Origin of the sequence: Pantoea sp. BAV 3049, assembly GCF_009765445.1 — a bacterium.
Lineage (GTDB): Bacteria > Pseudomonadota > Gammaproteobacteria > Enterobacterales > Enterobacteriaceae > Erwinia.
This window is the reverse complement of the sequence record NZ_WHOY01000031.1, coordinates 4,033,141-4,055,566: the sequence shown is the minus strand read 5'-3', so window position 1 is coordinate 4,055,566 and position 22,426 is coordinate 4,033,141. Positions and strand designations below refer to the sequence as shown.

The 22,426-nt window shown below is 49.9% G+C and carries 17 protein-coding genes and 4 pseudogenes; 4 read left to right on the top strand and 17 right to left on the bottom strand.

Features of this window, described 5'->3' with window-relative positions; translation table 11 throughout:
- Positions 1-251 precede the first annotated feature (251 nt).
- The 10 genes from GSQ70_RS20020 to GSQ70_RS19975 all read right to left on the bottom strand — a co-directional run bounded on the left by GSQ70_RS20020 (position 252) and on the right by GSQ70_RS19975 (position 10,292).
- Positions 252-2,261 (bottom strand): PglL family O-oligosaccharyltransferase, encoded by a 2,010-nt coding sequence (locus tag GSQ70_RS20020; protein ID WP_158784167.1) that lies wholly within the window; start codon positions 2,259-2,261, stop codon positions 252-254.
- Positions 2,262-2,668: 407 nt separating this feature from the next.
- The gene (locus tag GSQ70_RS20015; RefSeq protein ID WP_158784166.1) at positions 2,669-3,565 is read right to left on the bottom strand and encodes a hypothetical protein; all 897 of its coding nucleotides are present in this window, start codon (positions 3,563-3,565) and stop codon (positions 2,669-2,671) included.
- Positions 3,566-3,593: 28 nt separating this feature from the next.
- Positions 3,594-4,133 carry a fimbrial protein gene (locus GSQ70_RS20010; RefSeq protein WP_158784165.1) on the bottom strand — a complete coding sequence of 180 codons (540 nt, stop codon included), beginning with the start codon at positions 4,131-4,133 and terminating at the stop codon, positions 3,594-3,596.
- Between the two features lie 14 nt (positions 4,134-4,147).
- Complete coding sequence (locus tag GSQ70_RS20005; protein ID WP_158784164.1) at positions 4,148-4,630, bottom strand: fimbrial protein; 483 nt, start codon at positions 4,628-4,630, stop codon at positions 4,148-4,150.
- Positions 4,631-4,647: 17 nt separating this feature from the next.
- Positions 4,648-5,142, bottom strand: coding sequence for a fimbrial protein (locus GSQ70_RS20000; protein WP_233268373.1), 495 nt, complete (start codon positions 5,140-5,142; stop codon positions 4,648-4,650).
- Positions 5,143-5,179: 37 nt separating this feature from the next.
- A complete protein-coding gene (locus tag GSQ70_RS19995; RefSeq protein WP_158784162.1) occupies positions 5,180-5,731 on the bottom strand; it encodes a fimbrial protein in 552 nt (183 codons plus the stop codon).
- A gap of 89 nt (positions 5,732-5,820) precedes the next feature.
- The gene (locus GSQ70_RS19990) at positions 5,821-6,579 is read right to left on the bottom strand and encodes a fimbria/pilus periplasmic chaperone (protein WP_158784161.1); all 759 of its coding nucleotides are present in this window, start codon (positions 6,577-6,579) and stop codon (positions 5,821-5,823) included.
- A gap of 61 nt (positions 6,580-6,640) precedes the next feature.
- On the bottom strand, positions 6,641-9,121 hold the full coding sequence (locus tag GSQ70_RS19985) for an outer membrane usher protein (protein ID WP_158784160.1): 2,481 nt from the start codon (positions 9,119-9,121) through the stop codon (positions 6,641-6,643).
- Positions 9,122-9,160: 39 nt separating this feature from the next.
- Positions 9,161-9,709: a fimbrial protein gene (locus GSQ70_RS19980; protein ID WP_158784159.1), complete on the bottom strand. Its 549-nt coding sequence runs from the start codon at positions 9,707-9,709 to the stop codon at positions 9,161-9,163.
- A gap of 49 nt (positions 9,710-9,758) precedes the next feature.
- Entirely contained in the window at positions 9,759-10,292 is a 534-nt protein-coding gene (locus tag GSQ70_RS19975; RefSeq protein ID WP_158784158.1) for a fimbrial protein, read from the bottom strand.
- Positions 10,293-11,236: 944 nt separating this feature from the next.
- On the opposite strand from GSQ70_RS19975, the pseudogene GSQ70_RS19970 reads away from it, so the two are divergent.
- Positions 11,237-11,533: pseudogene (locus GSQ70_RS19970) on the top strand (IS6 family transposase); the annotation flags it as partial.
- A gap of 28 nt (positions 11,534-11,561) precedes the next feature.
- Here GSQ70_RS19970 and GSQ70_RS19965 read toward each other — a convergent pair.
- Positions 11,562-11,798, bottom strand: a pseudogene (locus GSQ70_RS19965) (Tn3 family transposase); the annotation flags it as partial.
- Between the two features lie 64 nt (positions 11,799-11,862).
- Here GSQ70_RS19965 and GSQ70_RS26445 point away from each other — a divergent pair.
- Positions 11,863-11,981: pseudogene (locus GSQ70_RS26445) on the top strand (IS6 family transposase); the annotation flags it as partial.
- Between the two features lie 56 nt (positions 11,982-12,037).
- Here the strand turns inward: GSQ70_RS26445 and GSQ70_RS19955 are convergent.
- The 4 genes and pseudogenes from GSQ70_RS19955 to GSQ70_RS19940 all read right to left on the bottom strand — a co-directional run bounded on the left by GSQ70_RS19955 (position 12,038) and on the right by GSQ70_RS19940 (position 15,627).
- Positions 12,038-13,525, bottom strand: a complete 1,488-nt coding sequence (locus GSQ70_RS19955; RefSeq protein WP_158785387.1) for a PhoPQ-activated pathogenicity-related family protein — start codon at positions 13,523-13,525, stop codon at positions 12,038-12,040.
- 84 nt (positions 13,526-13,609) lie between these two features.
- A pseudogene (locus tag GSQ70_RS19950) lies at positions 13,610-13,747 on the bottom strand (helix-turn-helix domain-containing protein); the annotation flags it as partial.
- A gap of 244 nt (positions 13,748-13,991) precedes the next feature.
- The gene (locus tag GSQ70_RS19945) at positions 13,992-14,990 is read right to left on the bottom strand and encodes a linear amide C-N hydrolase (RefSeq protein WP_255455426.1); all 999 of its coding nucleotides are present in this window, start codon (positions 14,988-14,990) and stop codon (positions 13,992-13,994) included.
- Between the two features lie 58 nt (positions 14,991-15,048).
- The gene (locus GSQ70_RS19940) at positions 15,049-15,627 is read right to left on the bottom strand and encodes a recombinase family protein (protein WP_158784154.1); all 579 of its coding nucleotides are present in this window, start codon (positions 15,625-15,627) and stop codon (positions 15,049-15,051) included.
- A 169-nt stretch (positions 15,628-15,796) separates the two neighbouring features.
- Between GSQ70_RS19940 and GSQ70_RS19935 the strand changes: the two genes are divergently transcribed.
- Positions 15,797-18,805, top strand: coding sequence for a Tn3 family transposase (locus tag GSQ70_RS19935; RefSeq protein WP_158784153.1), 3,009 nt, complete (start codon positions 15,797-15,799; stop codon positions 18,803-18,805).
- A gap of 516 nt (positions 18,806-19,321) precedes the next feature.
- Here GSQ70_RS19935 and GSQ70_RS19930 read toward each other — a convergent pair.
- A complete protein-coding gene (locus tag GSQ70_RS19930) occupies positions 19,322-20,008 on the bottom strand; it encodes a DUF2931 family protein (protein WP_158784152.1) in 687 nt (228 codons plus the stop codon).
- Between the two features lie 10 nt (positions 20,009-20,018).
- A complete protein-coding gene (locus tag GSQ70_RS19925; RefSeq protein WP_158784151.1) occupies positions 20,019-21,707 on the bottom strand; it encodes a DUF2235 domain-containing protein in 1,689 nt (562 codons plus the stop codon).
- A 369-nt stretch (positions 21,708-22,076) separates the two neighbouring features.
- On the opposite strand from GSQ70_RS19925, the gene GSQ70_RS19920 reads away from it, so the two are divergent.
- Positions 22,077-22,289: a hypothetical protein gene (locus tag GSQ70_RS19920; RefSeq protein ID WP_158784150.1), complete on the top strand. Its 213-nt coding sequence runs from the start codon at positions 22,077-22,079 to the stop codon at positions 22,287-22,289.
- Positions 22,290-22,426: the final 137 nt, after the last annotated feature.

Genomic DNA, 22,426 nt, shown 5'->3' with positions numbered 1-22,426 from the left:
TCTCGGCATATTTAGCATTATCGTAAAAATGTCCGCTGTGCAGGAACATATAATAATGTGAAGTATTGCCTGTTTCAGAAGCCCATACGGTATCGTAGGCATTTTGTTGCAGGGTATCAGACCATTCACTCCACGGGCGGTTCTGTCTGCTGGCTGCCTGAAAAACAGACAGCAAATTTTCTGCCCACCTGCTGCCAGTAATGCGACAGAGCTCCTTGATGCTGATGATGGCCGTCTTCCGGCCCCATGCATCATGGATACGTTGAAAACTGTGGGGCCTCAGGAAAGATGGAATGGGCTTTCCTGCGAAGGATTTCAGCCCCGGTGAAATCCCCCAGATGCCGCCTTATGCGTATGACGGAGTCATAAACCCCTGAATCATCATGAATCTGCAAAAATATGCTGCTCCAGTCTAAATACTCTGCAAGCACCTCAGGGTCGCGTGTCCGGTTATAATCCAGCAGGAGACGGGAGTGTGCGTCAAAATCGTAGCGGGAGTATTCCGTTATAGTGTCAGCCAGGGATGCCTGCACAGGAAAATTATGCAGACCGTGTTGTTCAGACCTTGTCAGCATCGCCTGCATATGGAAGCCCCGGAAGAGGACAATCAGGACAAACAGCTGGCATGCCGACAGCATGGCTGCTCCAGCACGTCCTGCCCGTGTCAAGACCGCACTGTCTTTCCTCCGTTCAGGAACATGTTCAGGCACAGAGGGAACCGGTTGTCCGACACGAATAAGCAACAACAGAGCCAGCAGATGAGGCGCGGACTGATAAAGCGGATATTCGAGCAGGGCGTGTAGCAGAATAGGCAACATAAGTATACGTGCCGGCACGATAAGCGAGATGTCTGTTCCCTGCATTCCAGCATCATTACCGGCCCTGACCGGCCAGAAACAAAACCAAAGTGCCAGAAACAGCCCGACCACCGCTACTACGCCACCTTCAGCCCAGACATACAGCAGCTCGTTATGGGGGTGCGTGATATGGCTGGTCTCTGTCAGACCCAGCGTCTGCATGGCCACGGGATACTGCTTTTCGAAACTGCCAAGTCCGCTTCCCTTCAGGGGGTGCAGCCGGATAAGCTGCAACGTTCCTTTGAGGATATTGAGACGCTCAAGGCTGGAGTTGACGTGCACAAAATCGGGGAGCCCCCCTGCCTGCACAGTGACTGTTGCGCTGTTGCCAGTAGGTAAAGGTACCGGTAAGCCGGCTGGCCCGTTCCGGATTGAGACGCTGAAAAAAAACACCGCCACGGCCACAGCGAAAAACGCGGCCAGTTGTTTTTTACGCAGGCAGGGCTGAAAACGGTTTCCTGCCAGGCAACAGAACATAGTCGCCAGAGTGGCGATCAGGGTAAGTAATTGCGCACTTTCCGGCAGCAGCACGTTTACCGCCATGATCGCTGCAATCACAATGATAATATAGGTAATCCTGCCCCACTTAATCCGCAGTACCACTGCATTTGACCGTACGCTGTCAGCCAGGCCGCTAAACATAAAAAGCATCAGCAACGCCCCACACAACCCAACCCGGCTGGTGGTAAGGCAGAGTGTAAAAACCATCAGGCACTGTGCCAGTAGCAGGACAAGCCGGAGACAAAATACAGAGGTCTGACGATAATAAAACCAGACGGCGATGCCGTAGCCGGTGGCAACAAAGCTGCCCAACAGATTGGGTTGCTGAAAAATACCGTAGGGGCGTCCGGCCATAACGGCCTGGTTATAGCCTGTCCACTCCCTGGCCAGTTCAGGGCAGTAATGCTGAAACAGCGCCAGGCCGCATTCAATTACGACTGCGGCAAGAATAAACGACAGAAGAATGGACCGCCCCCGGTTGCCCAGCCTCACCTGTATTAGCATCAGGCTGAATACCAGTGCGCCTGCAATACCTGCCAGGCGGGGTAATGCGTCAGGAATATTCACCGCTGGCGTCCATAACAGCGGCAGACTCAGCAACAGAAAAGCCAGTAACCCCGTCAGCCACTGACGTGAGATGTACAACCCTCCATCACTGACAGAACATGCAGCTAAAAGGAAGGCTACGCAGGACATCACCATCCATGTAACAATATTGAGCGGCAACGTAAGACCGGCCCCTCCCATGTTGGGAATATAAATATTCATCAGAAAAAAATAAGGCAACAATATTGCTACCAGAATAAAAAACTTGTATTTACCGAGGAACAACTTCAATTTAATGATAGCCCGTTTTGATTTTATTTGTCTTTTGCAAGACATGAATAAACCATGATAATGCAATGTAAATCATGGACAACGCATTTTTTAATGTTTACTGTTTTACTTTTAGGTGAACCAGCGGGGAAAGTTACCCCCCTCTTCATAGTACCTTAATAAAGGTTCTGTTGCGTTAACAGCCGGGAACCGCCGCCCCCAAAAAAAAGATCATCTCTTACTTAACGTGGAATAATCAACCGACCTATGGTGGGTTAGTTTATCCCAGACAAAAAATTAAATTACACCATTATGTAAATTCACCTGACGATTTTACATTCACTATTATCAATCAGTTTATTGCGGACATAATCCCATAGATAAAATCATTTTACGGGAAGCACATTTTTTTCAGGGATGGCCACCTTCAGAATAAGTACAAGGAGAAAATCATTACATTCCAGATAATCTCAAGTAGCTACAATTGTAAAATTTTAAGGCAGGTTCAATACCGCGATAGCTACTCCTTCAAATGGACCAGCATCAGGTGTTCCAGTGACGATAGCTTCGCTATCGATAGTAACAGCCTGCGGCACACCAGCTGTAAGATTTATATCTTTCCCCACATCGGCGGTATTTTGGCCATCAATAGTCAGTTTTGCAGAAATTGAATTATCATCCCGTAACTTTACGATATTACTTTGTTCCTGACTAAAGACACGAAAATTAACAAGCGTATCTTGATCACATACTATTGATGCTGTTCCCGTCGCATGTCTACCCGATAATGAATCAGCAGAAACAGAACCATAATCTATCGTAATATCGCCACTTATCTTACATGCCCCTACTGGTGGGGGGGGAGCGGCGCACAGGCTGGTTGGGAAAACCGTCACCGCACCAGTAATATTATAAGTGCCACCATTAAGACTGGTCCATTTTCCATCTCCATATAATAAGGCCGCACATTCCATCCCTGTAGGTAATTGATCGCTGAGTGTAGAATAAGTAAAAGGCAAAGAAACCTTCGCCGTATAAGCCTTTCTGACATCACCGATAGTTGCATAATCTCCGATAGTCATAAATGCATTATTGTCAACATAGCTTGTATTACCAACACTTCGTATATTTGGGAAAATAACGCAATCTTTATCACCATAACATGGATTTGGCAAGTTATCGCCACTTTCATTCCAGGCAGTAATCTGACTTTGATAACAAACTTTAATGCCAATTACTGAAACATGGCAGGAATTTTGAAGCGTTGCACTTAAAACCTGGGTAAACACTGTGGCATGTGCAGTACTATATGGGACTAAAATAGCAATAATTAAGCTTAAAAGATAAAGATTGCCCACACGACCTTTCATATATTTCATTTTCTTGTTCATTTTCAATTTTCCACCTGAATTTGTCAACCTATTCATAATATAAAGTAATTAGAGCATGCGCGAAGAATGCACCATCCTGAATGGTATGATTTTTGACCGCTTCAGGTTCGCCGATTACATTAGCCTGAAAGTTTAATACATTTTCACCATCAATAATCTGATGGACAGCAGTATGCTTATTAAGAGGTAATGGTTCTTTATCTTCCGTTTCCAACCCTATAGCTATCCCTGATGCAGTACTGTTATCACTGTCCACATTCAGGTAACCAGGTAAAGAAAGACTTTCTTCGCCACTAAATACCACGCTTAACCCTTTATAAACTGAGGTGTCACAGTCAATTAAATGAAGTATAAAAGAAACGCTTTTTGATGGCCCGTAATAATACAGATTCCGTGAATTTATCGCTCCTAAACCGACCCTGATATCATTTTCCTGAATTGAGCAGGGTAAGGAAACTAACTTACCACTAAACTTTATATTATCCTGAGTCTGTTTCTCCGCTGCCAGAGAAATATTTTCAGACAGAAATAAAGCTGACAACATCAAAATAATAACAATCATTCGCATGAGAATACTTGTCCTTATTGATAAAAAGCCTGTAGCGTTGCTGTTGCGCTGAAATCCCCGACAGATAATTCGGCCCCATCTTTCTTAACCGGTACAGCGGTCAGTTTTGGCAACGCATTTTTATCAACTTTAATCTGGGTGCCTAGCGTAAAGGGCTTGTCATTATTTTTTATTTCGATCCCCAGATCCGCCACCGAACTTTCCACCGCAGCCAGGTCAAACTGCACCGCAGTTCCTAGTAAAGAAATATATAATCCAGCATCATCAGCATCTCCGTCGCAGGTAATGTTGTAATCGATATCCTTCGTATAATTCACCCCATCAACCTTGTTGACACCGACATTGCCAAAGTTAATTTCAATCGGCTGATTGTTATTGATGGTGCAATCCGGATAAGAAACCAGAGTACCATGAAATTTCATATTCTCTTCGGCCTGCCCCGTAATACTAACGGCAAAAAAAAATATCAGTACGGCGCTTATTGATAACTTCTTCATCAGGATTCCTTACTGTATTATTGCCAGTCAACGACCATGGTGGCACCTGCGCTAAACTCCCCGACGCCCAACGTCGAACCGGGACGTTTTACAGGGACGGCTTGCAATACCGGCAGAGTGGGATAGGTAAAGTTTACCCACTCCCCGACCTTTATTATCTGCCCATTATTTTGCAGTTCCACGCCTAAATCAGCCATATTGGTCTGCAAAGCAGATTGATCGGAAAAATCAGCCACTGTGCCCTGAATACTTAATTTAATATTATTGCTGGATGCACCAGGGCAGGTCAGAGTGTAATTAATGGTCTTTAAGTAGTTGCTGCCGTCCACTTTTGACGTCAACAGGTTATCGCCAAAAGACACATCTATTGGGCTATTGTCATTAATCGTGCAAGGTGGAGGCTGCACAATAACCCCTTTTATATACACGTTAACCGAGCCGGCATTATCACTCACAAGCTTTATGCGCTGAGCACGGGCATCTTGACCGTTGAAAGCTATCAAAACACTCATGATTAGCGAGGCAACCAGTGGTCTGCACACAACTCGCCTACTCATAGCTCAACCTCATATACACCGTTGTACGCCAGGCACCTTCCTGCAACTTCGCACGAGTCCTTTCGGGGATTAGCCAGTACACCAGATCATCATTACTGGTTTGCAGTACCAGCGGTTCTCCCTCTCCGCCCGGCTGAATAAGATGGTGTTTATGGTCTTCCAGGCGCAGCCCGAAACCTTCCGCGCCCTGCACGGCAATCAGCTGTGGATCGTCAGCATTCCGGGCGCTGATAAAGCTTATCCGGGCTTCCGGCTGATCCTCCACCCGTACCACGGTACCGGTCTGCCTTTCCTCCTCTTCCGGTCCGCTGCTGATGCAGTTTCTCAGATGCAGGTGAAAAGCCTTACCGTGCGCCTTCCTGCCCGGTAAAGTTAACTCCCCACTTCCAATGGTACCCATTCTGACGGCCTGCTGCTTTGAATCGCCTTCAATATTACAGGCTCCCCTGGTCAGCTCACCGCTGACGTAGAGCACACCGTTGTCACCGTCAACCCCCTCATCCGCGGATGTTGCGCCCGCCATCAGCGGCAGCACAAGCAGCATACTGCCAACTGCTGCCCACGTTTTGTGATAATTTATCATGTGCCTGTGCGTCCTTTTTTTAAACCGTTTCTTTCAGATCGCCGGGCTTTTCACCCCTTGACGCTCTCATCCTTCGAAACTCTGCACTGGCTGCCGGCACAGCTGAACGTCAGGGCTTTACTGCCGCCATAATCATTGATATACACCACGGTTGGGGCGGCCCCCAGAGCAGCAGCGCTGACACCCAGCGGAGCACTGCCTTTTGGCTCAACCATCACCGGCTTAAAACCTTTAGCCTGAGCACTTTTCACCCCCGCTCCTGCTGACACCAGGCTGATGTAATAAGGCGTCGGGTTGTTCACCATATAGCCGTCGCCCTGCCGGGTCATCGTCAGCTGCTCCTGCCAGGGCGTGGCCATTTGTGTGCGGGTCTGCTGAATGCTCTTTGGCCGGTAAAAAAACTTCACCCGGGTCTGCAGCGCCAGCTGCAACGTGTTGGCTTCTTTACTCTTTGGTGGAATTTCGCGCAGGTTAAAGTAGAACAAAGATTCCCTGTCCTGTGGCAGAGTTGACGCTTGCTGCAGTGCTCTGATTTCCAGCTGGCTGGCGGCCCCCGGTTCGAGGCGCTGCAGAGGAGGAACTACCACGAAGGGAGAGGTGATTTTTTTACCATGGGTATCTTCCAGCCAGGCCTGCGCCAGGAAAGGCAGCGCGGTATTTTCATTGTGGATGCTGACAGAAATCGACTTCCCGCCTTCCGGAAAAATAACCCGGGTGCGGTCCAGGGCGATAGCGGCGTCCGCCTGCTGTGCACACGCCAGACCGGCCAGAACACCGGCGGCCAATGTCATTAACCTGAAAATTTTCATGAACTATTTCTCTCTGAAATACAGTTTATCAGCCAACCTGACGTGTTGGCTGCGTGATTTTTCAGCCAGCTTTATACTGGCAGGGTAGCAGTAGCGAGGGTACATCCAGCCGCGCCGGCAGCGTGAATGTACACTGCGTTTTTCCGTCCCACTGCACCTCCATACGCTCACCGGGATTCATACCACTCAGCCACGTTTCACCCTCATCCCCGACCAGCCCAGTCTGCTGTCCTTTGCCGTTTTTCACCGTTGCTCCGAACGGCGCGGACTTACCGTTCGACTGAGCTATCATAACCATCCCTTTTTTCCCGGACAGCACGTCGAAACTGCGGTAGCCAATAGCCCCGTCCGTCAGCGTAACGGAAGAGACCGAACGGATAGCCGACACGTCATCCGGGAGATGATTCAGGTCAATACTGGCCTCGTTGTGGTAGTAGCTGTTCACATCGCTGATCACCGCCACACCCATCATATTGGTGTCTTCCGTACTGCCGTAGCCGTGAACGGGCACGCCTGCCACGCCCTCCGTGTCCAGCATCAGGCGCGTTCCGCCAGCCCTGCTGATCCTGTGCAGCGCCGCTCCGTGAGCGGTTGCCGTCATGCCTCCCCGTAACGACAGCCCGCCGGACATATAGCTTCCGGCCTGCCAGCCCGCACTGGCGTCGAGTTCTGCCATGCTGCCCTGGTGCACAAAGGCCGCATTTCCCGTCATGCCGGCCTGTCCTCCGCCCGCACTGACCTGATAGCTGTTGTGTTCATCCAGTACGGAGAAATAGCTGGCGGTCTGTTGTGTTACGCCGTTGATGACGTTGCCCGAATAGCTGAGCGTGTCGCTGTCACCTAGCGGCAACGACAGGGTTAGATAGCCGCCGCGATCCTGAGTATTGCGATACCGGTTCTGGTAGGCAGAAAGCGCAATACTCACGTTTTTAAATTTGCCGAAATCAAAATATTTTGACATCGACAGGGAATAGCGGATATCAGGCGGCACATCGTTCCAGTAGGTCTGGCGGCTGATATTGAAATAGCTGCTCAGCCCGATGCTGCGGAACTGCTTATTGAACGACACTGTGTACATCTGCTTGCTGCCGCCGGACTTCATTCCCAGCTCTCTGGCGTCGAGAAACTCACTAAGGCTCATGTAGGTGCGCTGAGAAAAACGATAGCCCGCGAACGTCACCTGGCTGTCCAGCGAATCAAAGGCTTTTGAATAACTCAGGCGGTAAGAGTTGCCGGTCGTGCTGCCCTGCCGGGACAAATCAGCCCGCGCCGTTGACATATCCACTGACATGGCACCGAAGGCCAGCAAATCACGCCCCACCCCGCCGGAGATAGCCTGGTACTGATTTCCGATCATACTGCCGCCGTACACTGACCAGCCGTTATTCACCCCCCAGGAGAACTCACCGGTGGTGAACAGTGGGCCATTAACCCTGTGCCGCAGATCATCCGGCCGGCCCGTGGCCAGCTTGTAGCGCACCATGCCGGGCCGACTGAGATAGGGCACGCTGGCCGTATTGACCTGAAACTTCTGTACCGTACCGTCCTGCTCCTGAACGGTCACGTCCAGGGTACCGTGCGTGGTGTCGCTGAGCGACTGGATCTGAAACGGGCCCGGTGCGACCTGGCTTTCATAGAGCACCCGCCCCTGCTGGCTGACGGTGACTTTTGCATTGGTCCGTGCCACACCGCTGACCTCGGGAGCATAGCCACGAAGATTGGGCGGCAGCTGGCTGTCGTCGGAAACAAGCCTTATTCCGGCAAAGCGGGGATTATCAAACAGGTCCGAGTCGAGATAGTCTTCCCCCACCACCAGTTTTGCACGCAGGCTACGGATCGCGCGGTAAAGGTAATAACGGCTCCACTGCCACTTCTGATAGGCTTTTCCACTCCCCTGCGTCTGGCTGCGCGTTCCCTGCCAGTCGGCACGTAGCCGCCAGGCCCCCAGATTAGCGCCCACGGTACCGTTGCCGCTGAGGGTGTTTGATGAAGTTCCGTCACCCAGGCTACGCGTACTCATCAGGCTTGCGTTATAGTCCGCGATTATGCCGGGGATCCCGTCATCCCAGCGCGAGGGGGGATCCCAGGTGGCACTGGTATATTCCAGCCAGGCCTGCGGAATACTGACAAATAGCGTGGAGGTGGCAAGATCCCCCCTGACAGTCATGCCCCTGACCACGTCGCTTTCGGTATTCAGGCACTGCCCGTTATGCCACCAGGTCAGTTTCTTCAATATCTCTTCTTTAAATCCAAAACGGTTCACCAGTGCCGGAGAAAGACAGGCCACGCTGTCATCAGGATGATTATCCGGCCTCAGAAACGTGATGTTTTCCTCCTGCAGGCTACTTTTATTGATATGCACTGACAGGGTATATTCCCCTGGCATCACGTAACCCGCACGGGAAAACTGGCTTAAATCAATATTAGCCCGTTCTTTTACATCCAGCACGTCAGTATTGAATTCAACACCTTCTTCTGCCGCAATGACGGAGTGGCAGCTGAGCACAATAAGAATACAGCCCGTAAGATATTTTATTTTCATGACTCATTCATCTTCTGATTTATATAAATATGAATAACGCTAAAAATAATTAATCCGAAAATGAACCACGCTCCAGAAAGTACCCTTTCTGAGAGGTTTATTATTACTGACCACACGTAGTGCGAAATGAAGTTCCTGGTCGCCTTCATTCAGCATCCCCGCTTCAAGTGCTTCACCTGGTCTGGCCACATTTCCTTTTTTGTCAGTAACCTGCAGTGCAACTCCCCGGGCATCACCACTGACCGCAAAATTATCACCATCAGCTTCGCCATCGAACGTTATGGCAAATTTATTCCAGTCCGGCAGTCGTGTATCGGTACGCCGGAGCACGCAGTCCTTCAGATGAATATGAAAAGGGACAGACTGCCCTTGCCCCTGACGCGCAATCACGCCCACGGGGGTACTGCCCACCGAAATGGTCTGGTCACGACTGTCAGGCGCGATTGAGCAGGGTGTGTCGAGGATCCTGCCGTCCATGATGACATGCGTATGCTCCTTCAAATCCTGTGCTCCGGCCAGTCCCGGAAACAGCCAGCTGGGCAGGATCAGCACCGTAGCCCCTGTCAGTTTTGCTATTCCATTCAGCACAAATCACTCCTGTCAGAAAAAAGGGGGGATGGTATCCCCCCCCGGAAAATTACTGGTAAGTAAACGTCACGTCAGAGACGGCAGAGAAGGCGCCCGGCGTAACGGCAGACGCACCGTCACCTTTCAGCTGGGCTGCGAAGGTAAGAGTATTGTCACCGTCGGTCAGGGTCTGTGCAGCCGTCGGGGAACCCAGGGTCACAGGTTTGCCGTCTGCCAGGATAACAATACCTGCGCCGGATGCTTCACCGCTGCCAAGGGACAGCAAATCGCTAGCGTTCGAATCGGAAGCGCCACCAAAGGTTACGGCAACGGTATTGATTGTTGAGGTATCACAGTTGGTCAGTTCAAAATGAAACGGATGAGCATCAGAAGTCCCACCGTCCTTAAGCAGATGCGCCGCAATGCTGCCCATTGCCACATGCTGATCCTGAGAATCAGGCGTCAGTGAACAGGGTGCATTAGTGATGGTCCCGTCAAAATATACGTGGGTGCTGTCGGTAACAGGCGTATCAGATGCCACAGCCGCGCCGGCAACCATAATCATTCCCATTCCTAAAGCAACAGCTAACTTATTTAAGTTCATTTCTGACTCCATTATTAATACGCGCATTTTAAATGCCGTTATTTTAAATTGGCTTAACTCAGCCACACCAAATCAGCACTTTCAGGGTGCTGATACAACATCCCAATCTTCACAAAAAAACATGAAAATAAATAGAAATATTACTACATCAAAATCATTAGCAATGAAATATAATCATGCGGGAGGAAAACCTTTACTGTAAATAACAACCCCTATCCTTCGCCCCATTTATCATACAGTCAAGTTCAGATGCAAATTCACGCAGCGGAATAAAATGATCGCTTCCGTTGTCATTACGGGATAAACATAAGCCGATTTTTTCCGGATATAAAAATAATCAATATACCCCGGGAGTGGGTCACATATCAGATCGAGAAAACGGAGTACATCTGATATTTCGACAAAGCCAAAATTATTAATCCTGGATTTCATATCTTTAACGGATAAAAAAGTTAATTCATTCCCGGTAGCTCCAGCGCATTTCATCATTACCTCATTAAACAGTCCGGTTCCGTACCGATGCAGGGAAGTTTATATAGGAAAGATATGATCGGCAATACCGATCATAAGTGAGATCATGAAAGGCTAAGACTATCAAACATGTGGGGTACGATCGATATGATAAATATAATTAACAAATCTTAACAGTTAAAAACACATGCAAAACAACAACATAAATAATAAATTAAAATTTTAAAAAAAATAAAACACATAATGCACAAAAACATAAAACATAATAATTACAATTATAACGCATCAATTTATGCAAAATGTTTAATAAATGTTTATGTATATTCACTATAAATCTAAACGGTATATAAATGAAAACTCAATAAAAATTACAAAACAGGGAAGCATGATGGTAGCAAGTTGAAAAAAATGGCACTGTTGCAAAAATCTGGAGGTGATAAACTAATCGTCACCTTTAGCTGACGGAGCAGCACATGAATCCATTCAAAGGCCGGCATTTTCAGCGAGACATCATCCTGTGGGCGGTTCGCTGGTACTGTAAATACGGCATCAGTTATCGTGAACTGCAGGAGATGCTGGCCAAACGCGGTGTCAACGTTAATCATTCCACGATTTACCGCTGGGTTCAGCGTTATGCACCTGAAATAGAAAAACGACTGCGCTGGTACTGGCGTAATCCTTACGATCTGAACCCATGGCACATTGACGAAACGTACGTTAAGGTGAACGGTCGGTGGGCTTATCTGTATCGTGCCGTCGACAACAGGGGGTTCTACGCCAGAACCGCCGAAATTTCCGTTACCCCAGTTTCAGTCCTGCAACCAGTGCATCCATGTCCATGATTTCATTGCTGCTCTGGAAGGTGTAATGCCCGTTCAACAAAATGTGCTGCAAGGCTACCGGTGATATCCGGGTCAGCGCTCCAATACCTTTAGCGTTGCCTTCCGCTTCCAGTCGCTCCAGTAATCGCGACAGGATTGCAGAGTTGTAGTAAACGATCGCGTTGGAGATCAACCGCCCGCACTGGTTACTGACGGTTCTGTCGCACTAAGGCGTCGTCAGGTAACATGCTGTTTTTTTTTTGTAATGTTGCCTGACCATGCCTCTGATCCAAAAGCCTTTAAACGCCTGCATTATCCCGTCGATATTATTGCTCAGTGCGTCCGCTGGTACCTGGCCTACTGGGAGCGAAGATACAAAATGCGACATTTGCGTGAAGACGTCCCCGGCAGCTTTTGCCACCGGGTTTAAACACATGGATTGTGGTTGCGACATTACTGTTTCGCAGGTGTGGGGATCAGTCCCCGACCCGGAAGAGTCTGACAGGCTGCTCCTGCAGACGGAGGGGCTGTTTCAGGATATTTATCGTCAGGCGTAATATACACTTGGGTTGTGGCTACATACCCGTCACTGAAGGTGGCCTCAATGTAAGTGGACTGCCATCCGCTGTCGGGGGGTGTCAGCGGAATGCTGAGTGTATCATTGCCGCCAGTCAGACTGAGGGGAACTGAGTTGTATCTAACATCGCAGGCATAACGAAAATCCCTTGCTGTCGGGTTCCTGGCTGTCCACAGTAAAACTGTTGCCGGCTTCTCTGAGAAGCTCACCGCCAGCTCTTTTTTACCCTCTCCGCTGTTCTGTACTTTTTCCGTAATTTCGGGGAACTTTTGCTTCTCCTGAAAACGGTTAACAAAGGTTATAAGCGACTGCTCCGCAACGGACAGAATTCCGTTATGTGAGGAGTTAGGTACAACCCGCAGGGACTTTGAACCGGGTAACTGGTCATAATAAAAATGACTGTTGTCAGGCACATAGAAATCATCACCGCTGGCATTAATAATATATTTATCAATTTTCAGGCGATCCCCAATATCGGTATTCAGATAAGTCAGAGGGTCTTCAAGTGTCATCAGGCTTGCAAATTCATCCGTACCAATCTGCTGGTCAACGCCCTGTTTATAATAGGGATAAAAGGCTACCGGCCAGTTTTTTCCATATGACTGATACATGTGCTCAAGCGATTTTTTAGTATCCAGCAGGTCCATAACGAAAGGAACAACTGCATCGACGTCCGGGTCCGACAGCGCTGTCAGCCACGCGGCCCAGCCACGTTTGGAGGCTCCGGCGACAATAAATTTAGTGATATTATGTTGTGCCAGTTCTTTTTTCGCGAGCCTGAACGCCTGCGATACCGACGCCGCCATAGGGATATGAAGGGACGCTTTCTGGTATTTCTGAGCATCGCCGATAAACAGTCTCCAGGAATATGCCACACTGTCATCTTCAGCCAGAGGTGTTGTAACTCCCTGATAACTCAGCACCTGATTAGGGACATTACTGACTGATATCACCACAGTTCGTGTGGCTACCGCAATACGTGTAAGTTCTTCCTCACTGAAGTCCGTGGGCGCCACAGGACTGCCTGAGCCATTATTGTTGCTGCCGTTATTGATAATAACAAGCGCATTATTTTCTCTGGCGGAATCAGGAATATAGATATTCACCCCGTTCTGCCAGCGTTCCGGAGAGACGACGCCCTGCGGGGACCACGCCTGTGAATTCAGGTTATACCTCTGCAGCATAACGCCTGGCAGCTGTTTTTTTTCCAGGAGAGAATAATCAAGAGGAAGTGCCGCGAGTGACATCCGGTAATCAGAAATGACGTGCGTCAGACTGGTATTTTTATTGTATTCACCTGCAGACAACGCCAGACAGGCAGGCGAGATAAACAGCATCGCCAGATATAATATTCTGATTTTCATCATGAAACTCCTTTTAAAGGGTAAATAAGAACTCATTTATAACAGGCTGATGACCATCATGGTCTTCAGCCTTATTGCTGCATATTAACTTCCGGGCTTATCCCGCAAACGGATAACAGTCTGCCGCGAGGTGCCAAATTCTCTGGCAATAGCACTAACGCTTGCTCCAGCGTTAAGACGTTCCAGCACCACCTGTTGCTGTTCCCCATTGAGTGACGAAGGGGTCTGAAGCCCAACCGTACGAAAACGTACGTTAAGTACATTTTCTGAATAATCGTCTAATTTTCACACTTTTTCCCATGTTTTTTTTAAATAAGCGGATACCTCTGTGTTCAACAAAAAATTACGGGAAAATTAAGTCAACTCTTAGAGAATTAGATGTTTAGAATTCTACTTATTTCGCTCTAACATTCTCCCTTCCATATGAAAGAGAGAATATCATATTAGAATAATAAGGCTGTTTTTATTAACTTACTGTTGGAGTAACATCGATAATTGTTTGACTGTCCGGGAAAGGAAATCTTAACGTTTCCTTTTTTTCAAGCAAGCTGTTTAGTGAGATCCTTCTTAATGTACGATCTTCGTACGTACAGTAATAATAATACATGTTTTTTGTGTCACAACATGATGAAAAATTAGTTATTTCCAACGAGTTATTATCACTCCCGCCGATTTCCACACCCTCAGGTACGTCCGAAGTGGATAATAAATGAAATATTGCGGTAACACCATCTTCATAGCTTTCTGGGCTGGATAACAAATTACTTAAATATGCAGCCCTGACAAACCGGGACGGAGAGCTAAAGTCGCCCGGCATACCACTTAAACCATTTCCTGGCCATGAAACCTTGGCAGTGAATTTATCATTAAATATTTTTTCTGGCCAGTTCGCAGCCTGAAGATGAGTATAGTTACTCAGATTTTCCAGGTGCCATTCAAAGTTGGGCGAATTCGTACAGGAACCCACTGGATTGTCCTTAACTATCAGTTTCCCATCCACTGATTCTATGACAGCAGCGTTACCCGCCGCATCGAAAACAGGCCAATGCAATGGCACATTTAATAACGGAATATTATGCACATCGATTCCATTATCAGCGATGAACTTACCAACATCCTCTATATCTGCACATGAAGAAAGCAGTAACTGACAAAGTTCCAGAGGTCCCACAGATTTATCTTTGGTTACACTATCTGCATATTGACTAAAATCAGAAAAATAAAAACCGCCGCAGACAAGCCCCTTTTCATTCATTCCGTCAACAATAAAATCTAAAGTTCCGGAGACAAACATACCCACAGACGCATATCGAGACTGCCAACTGAACCCACTTAACGTTAAGGATGTAAAATTCTTTCCTGCCGGGTTAAATACACCCTCAAAATTACTTTCATTACCAAACATCATGGCACGCCCCGTAAGGAAAGTTGAATCTTTACACATTAATGACAATCCTGTACACATATGTCCTCCGAATATTTTTAAGTTAATAGTTCATCGTATAAGGTAATAATTACTTTCTCTACATAGATTCAGCTAAATGTTCTTTTTTTGCTGCATCGATATATTTATAAAGTGTGGGCCTTGAAACCCCCATTAATTCACATATCTGCGTGACTGTGTGTTTTCTTTCGTCATAAAGTTGTACAGCCAGAGCCTGTTTATCTTTATTCAGTACCTTTGGCCGCCCTCCTTTTCGTCCCCGGGATCGCGCAGCCTGAAGCCCGGCCTGAGTCCTTTCCCGCGTCAGGTTACGTTCAAATTCAGCCAGCGCACCAAACACATGAAATATCAGCATCCCGGAACTGGAAGTAGTATCGATGGATTCCTGAAGGCTTTTTAAGCCGATGTTATTCGATTCCAGCTGCCTGACCATTTCAATCAGATCTTTCAGCGAACGGCTCAGGCGATCCAGCCGCCAGACAACCAGGGTATCTCCGGGATGGATAAACTGAAGAACAGCATGAAGGCCAGGGCGCTCAGCTTTGGCTCCGCTGATCTGGTCTTCAAATATTTTTGTGCATCCGGCTAACTGAAGTGCATCCCGCTGTAAGTTCAGATTCTGATCATCAGTTGAGACCCGCGCATAGCCGACTAACATGAGTTCACCTACAAATTGTTAATATACCCGTGGTTATAACCTTAATGTTAACATTATTTTATTTACCGGGTATATTACTAAAAATTCTTCAGTCGTTCCGTTTAGCGCCGAAACGGAAAATCAGGGTAAAGAAACGACCGTTTTCCTTACTCATGCCAGGGAGGCAACTTTGCCCGCCGATTTTTTAAATGCCGATCAACGGACCAGCTATGGTCAGTTCTCAGGCGAACCTAATGATGTTCAGCTGGCTCGCTTCTTTCTGCTGGACGAAGCGGATATGGCTTTCATTAACAACCGGCGCGGCAGAGCCAACCGTCTTGCAGTGGCATTGCTGACGGGAAGTATTCGCTTTCTTGGCACATGGCCTCATGATCTGTCATCGATACCGGCTAACGTGCAGTGGTTTGTTGCACGACAACTGGGAATATCGGATACAGGCGTTCTTTCTGAATATTCCAGAAGAGAAACCACATTGCGTGAACACCAGGCGCTGATACGACGGCAGTATGGCTATCGTGATTTTGCCTGGCCGTGGACCTTCAGGCTAAGCCGTTTACTGTTCACCCGCAGCTGGCTCAGCAACGAACGACCTGGTCTGCTTTTCGATCTGGCGACCAGTTGGCTTCTGCAAAACAAAATACTGTTGCCTGGCGTCACCACACTGACCCGCCTGATATCGGAAGTTCGTGAAAAATCAGCAGACAGGCTCTGGTCACGTCTTTCAGGGCTGGCATCAGACGAACAGTGCTCATTACTTGAGGAATTGTTACAGGTACCTGATGGCGTGCGCACTTCACGTTTTGAACAGTTAAGAAAAGGTCCTGTGGCCATCAGCGGCCCGGCATTTAATCAGGCTGTCGTACGCTACCTGAAACTGAAAGCATTTGGTATGCAGAATCTCGACTTTACCGGTATTCCTCCGGTGCGTTTCAATGCACTCGCACGATATGCAGATATGATTTCAGTGTACAAAATAGCCCGGATGCCGCCCGCGAGACGAACAGCGATGCTGGTTGCGTTTGTCCGTTCCTGCGAAATATCAGCACTGGATGACGCGCTGGACGTTCTGGATGGGGTTATTGCTGATATCGGTCGGGAGGCGAAAAAAATTGGGCAGAAAAAACGCCTGAGGACACTGAAAGATCTCGATAAATCAGCGTTAGAACTGGCACATATCTGCTCGGTACTTCTGGATGAAAATATCGACAGTGAGTTGCTTCGCACGACAATATTTGAAAAATGTCCTCCGGCCAGGCTGGCCGATACCATCACATTTATAAACGCGATTGCCCGGCCTCCTGATACCAGTTTTCATGATGAAATGGTGGAACAGTATGGGAGAATCCGCCGCTTTCTTCCCTGTTTGCTGGAAAATATTGAATTCAGCGCCGCTCCGGCAGGCGAAACCACGCTGGAGGCTATACGCTATCTTGCGGCGATCCGGTCAACCCGAAGGCAGCACATTGATGATGCGCCAATGGCAATAATTACCGGCCCCTGGAAGCGACTCTGCTATGGTAAAGACGGCCATTTATCCCGACGGGGCTATATTCTCTGTGTTATGAATAAGTTACAGGACAGTCTGCGGCGACGTGATATTTACGTCGCACGGAGCGAACGCTGGGGAGATCCGCGGGCTAAACTTCTCCAGGGTCAGGACTGGCACACCAACAGAGTGCAGGTGTATCGCTCCCTCGGACATCCTCTTAACGCCGGAGAGGCTGTCAACGCGCTGACCCGGCAGCTCGACACGGTGTACCGACAGGTTGCCAAAAATTTTTCCGATAATCAGGCCGTTTCGCTGGATTTCACCGGCAAACGCACGAAGCTGACCATTGCTCAACTGAACGGGCTGGATGAGCCGCCGACGCTGAAGTTACTCTCAAAACGTATATCTGAGCTGCTGCCAGTTGTCGATCTGACAGAACTCCTTCTTGAAATTAACGCACATACCGGATTTGCAGATGAATTTACCCATGCAAGCGAAGCGGGCGCGCGTATGGATGACCTGACCGTCAGTATCTGTGCAGTATTGCTGGCTGAAGCCTGTAATATTGGTATGGAGCCCTTTATTCGCCCCAATATTCCGGCGCTGACCCGTTACCGTATGAGCTGGACCCGGCAAAATTATCTCAGGGCAGAAACGCTGGTCAAAGCAAACGCCAGACTGGTTGATTATCAGTCCACTCTGCTTCTTGCACAAAAATGGGGCGGTGGTGAAGTAGCCTCAGCTGACGGCATGCGGTTTATCGCTCCGGTACGAACGGTACATGCTGGCCCTAATCGAAAATATTTTGGTTCCAGCCGGGGGATCACCTGGTACAACTTCATTTCAGATCAGTATTCCGGATTTCATGGTGTTGTCGTTCCAGGCACGCTAAGGGATTCCATATTTGTACTGGAAGGGCTACTGGAGCAGCAAACCGGGCTAAACCCAACGGAAATAATGACCGATACGGCAGGCTCCAGCGACCTGATTTTTGGCCTTTTCTGGTTACTGGGCTATCAGTTTTCTCCACGTCTGGCTGATGCCGGTGCTTCAGTGTTCTGGCGAGTGGATAGAGACGCCGATTATGGCGTACTCAATGATCTTGCCCGTAACACAGCCAATACGCGGAAGATAGAGCAGCACTGGGATGACATGATGCGTATGGCCGGCTCCCTGACGCTGGGAAAAATCCGGGCCTCAGTGGCGATCCGTTCATTGTTGAGTAGCGACAGGCCTTCTGGTCTGACGCAGGCCATTATCGAAGCGGGAAAAATAAACAAGACACTGTATCTGCTTAATTATATTGATGATGAAGATTATCGCCGCCGTATCCTGACCCAACTTAACCGGGGAGAAAGCCGACACGCCGTCGCCAGAGCAATTTGTCATGGACAAAAAGGTGAAATAAGAAAACGTTACCAGGATGGACAGGAAGATCAGTTGGGTGCTCTGGGACTGGTGACCAATGCTGTCGTTCTGTGGAATACCATCTACATGCAGGCTGCACTGGATCATTTGCGCAATGAAGGTGAAACCATCAATGAAGAGGATGAAGCCAGGCTTTCGCCACTGAGGCACGCACATATCAACATGCTGGGGCATTACACATTCACGCTTGCAGAGCAGATAACAAAAGGCCAGCTAAGGCCACTGAAGCAGGCGGAAGAAACGGATGAATGGCCACTGTGACGGTTATATTTGTATGGGGCCAGGATGCAGAATTGTACGAAAAATGTACTTAGCGTACGTTTTCGTACGGTTGGGCTTCAGACCCCTTAAAGGCCGCGTATTCTCATACCACGCCTGACACTCGGTTCCGTTTAGGCAGTTCGCTCCAAGCTGGGCTGTGTGCAAGACCCCCCCATTCAGCCCGACTGCTGCGCCCTTTCCGGTAACTAACCCTTGAGTCCAACCCGGACGGACACGCAAAAACGCCACTGGCAGCAGCCATTGGTAACAGTCGATGTGCGAGAGATTTTTCTTGAGTTCTTGAAGTGGTGGCCTGAGTGCGGCTACACTGGAAGGACAGTTTTTGGTGACTCGTCTCGCACAAGACAGTTACCACAGGTTCAAAGTGTTTGCTGACACTAAGATCCTTCGAAAAAGCCGCCTTGCTGGGCGGTTTTTTCGTTTACAGAGCCGGAGATTACGCCCGAAAAAAAAGGATCTCAAGAAGATCCTTTTGATTTTGCTGATCGTTACCCCCTACCAGTTACCGTATGGATAGGTTTTCCCTTTGATGAAATCGGGTGTCTTTCCGTAATAAACATACCCGTTAGGATGTTTCGTTACCCCTTTGCATATCAGCATATCATCCCCCGTCAGAGTGAGCTGCCGGGCAGGATGCTGGAGCACAACAGGATCTCCGTTATTCTCCAGCCAGACCCGCACCGTTCCCCCCGGTGCCAGTCCGATGATCATATTATCCCGGTAATACGTCTTTCCCGGACGATAAGTATCAGGATAGGCACTCAGCATCTGCTGCCACGTCTCCCGGCTGAACCAGATCTCCGTCTCATACGCCTTTTTATCGATAACCGAGTCCCAGCACACCGTCATCCTGACCGGCAGCGCCTTGCCGGTATTAAAATTGGCTGTAAAACTACCTACGCGCTGGCTCCATTTCCCCACACTGCTCTGGCTGGGTTCCGTCGGATCAAGCCGCCGGAAAATGCTCTCCCGGATATCCCCGTCCTCCAGATACACCATTGTCACCAGTGCAGGCAGGTTTTTAGGGTGAAAAAAATTAAACTGCCAGTGGTCGTAAGGCAGCTTTTTCCCGTACTGCTCCACGCCGTCTCCCAGCAGCGTCTTCACGCCTGCGCGACGGTCATGGCAGCCGGCAGTCAGCGTCACGGCCAGCACGGCCACCATCAGCGGTAATCGTCTCATCCCTGCCTCCTCAGAAAAGCCCGTCCAGCGCGTCCGCGTTCACCCGCGCCCTGTCTTCCCACTGCTGCTGGTCGTCCATCCGCCACACCGTCCGCACCCAGCCTTTGCCCGGAGCCATCGCCCACACGAACGAGCGCTCGTCCGTCGGCGCATAGTGGTTTCGCAGAAAAACCTCGCCCGAGGACGGACTCACCCACAGGCTCAGGTCCGAGTCGATGTTCCAGTTCGCCGAACAGTGCAGGTAACGCCCGATGGTCCGCATCTCCTCCGCCGTGAAGCCCGCCGGCTCCGCGCCCCGCCGGACCGCGCGGCCCTGTGCTATCGCTTTATCACACAGGGGAACCAGCTCAGCGGGAAGGGCTGTGTCAGGGTTTTGCGGGTCAATATCCCCGAATATCACCCCGGCGTCCTGTGCCGCATCGAGCATCACCCGCATGCACACCTTTTCCCAGTCGTTCGGTACCGCCCTGCGCGTCATAAACACCGCTGCGCCGGCTTTCTTCTCAAAAATAAACGCCCGCGCCTTATCCCGGTTAATCAGCGGCCACGAAATCATTTTCGTCTCCACCTCACCGTGCGGCATCAGGTACTTCAGCGCCGGAAGCGAGTACAGCGCCTGACGCATCTTCTCCGCCTGGCGGTACACCGCCGTCTGCGTCTCGTCCGCGCTCTCCGGTATCACCTCAAAGTCCGGCATCGTCAGCAGGGAGATTTCATCCATCCCCGCGTTGTAGCCTCCGCCGATGTCCGAATGCGCCCCCGGCAGCGAAAGCTCCGGCCACATCCCCGCGATGCTGTTCAGGCTGAAGTTATACCGGCACTCGTGCATCGCGCTTATCTGAAACACCTTCTGCGCCACGGACGGACGCAGCTCAAGATTCACGCCGGGGTTGCTGCGCCCGTTGAGGCCGTAAAAGTTCAGCAGGCTGCCGATAGCCGCCACCGTGTCAAACAGCCCCAGAAAACGCACCTCTCCCGCCGCCTTTCCGTGGTGCCCCGTCAGGTCTGTCCCTTTGTCTATCGCCGCCGCTATCGCCGCGTCCTGGTGCATCACCCGGTTGGCAAAGTGCCGCGCCGCCGCCGCACCGCGGCTGAACCCGAACACGTCAAACTGCACCTTCGCAATCGCCACTTTGTCACGGTTAAGTTTGATAAAGCGGGTCAGCTCTGCGCTGATCTTGTCCAGTGCCTCATCGGTCTTCGTCACCACCCCCTCAAACTGCCGGATAAGGCTGCTGCCCAGCCCCATACCCAGCACCGAGTCGCTTTCCCCGTCCGCCGTCCCGATGCCGCTGACGTAGGCTTTGACCTGTGCTTGCGTCTCGCTGTCGTTGAGTTCATCACTCAACTGATAAAGGTCAAACAGCCGCGAAATATTGGTGTGACCACCCTTCCAGCTGGCGTTACCCAGCTCCGCTCTGGCGCGCTCTTCATACTTCGCGCACGCTCTGGCACGCTCCTCGCCAACCAGATTGGCACAGTGGGCATACGCCAGACGCAGATCGTCGGAGTTCGCCCGGTTGTTCCCCGTCCCGTCAAAAAACACCCCCACCGTCAGCGTGATCCCCCTGACCGGCACCCGCCGGCACCGGATCACTTTTTCACTGCACAGAACATCGGTGTAGTGCGTGTTATCCCCGATAATTTCATACCGGTGATAGCCGGTATGACCCGGTTCAGTATTCTCACCTGCTGCCATAGAAAATCCCTTTAATCTGAAAGGTTAACTTTTTTCCATTATCCGGGACGCTTTCCTGACAGGAAATGAACCAGATCAGGACGGGGAGAAAAAGAGTGTAATATCATGATGCGCACCGGTTTTCAGGGAAAAAAGGAAGGGAAGATGTACAAAAGATGTGCAAAGGTGCTGATTATCATCACGGCCACGATGCTGTTGTCGGGCTGTGGGTTGCTTCTGATATTTAATCCACCGACGGAAACCGGATACTACCCAACAGGATACTACCCGCATCCCCCGGAGGGGCCGCCGGAAAAGCCATGACATTGCGCACGCAGTCCCGCTGAGTCAGTATTCGCTGTGAGACGAAGACACCACGGAGGCACCACAATGAAACGACAGCATCTGACTGAGACCGAAGAAAAACAGCTGGCGCAGGCCATCAGCGAGGAGGCAAAAGCGCTGGGGCTGAGGGACCAGAAAATGCCGCAGGAAACAAAGCGCCGCATCCGCGCCCGGGCGCTGAAAAAAATTCTGGACTTACGCAGTGCACCGGCTGAGGAAGACAAAACGTACTCATGGAATCCCGGACGCCGCCGCTGAGTGCACACTCAGTCGCCGTACTCCCGGTCCCCCAGACTCAGGGTGCGCTGACGCCCCCTGGCCTGTTCAGCTGCCTTCTGCGGCTTATGTGCCACGTGCGCATGCGCTGCCGCCACCTCGTACTCATGCCGCTTCAC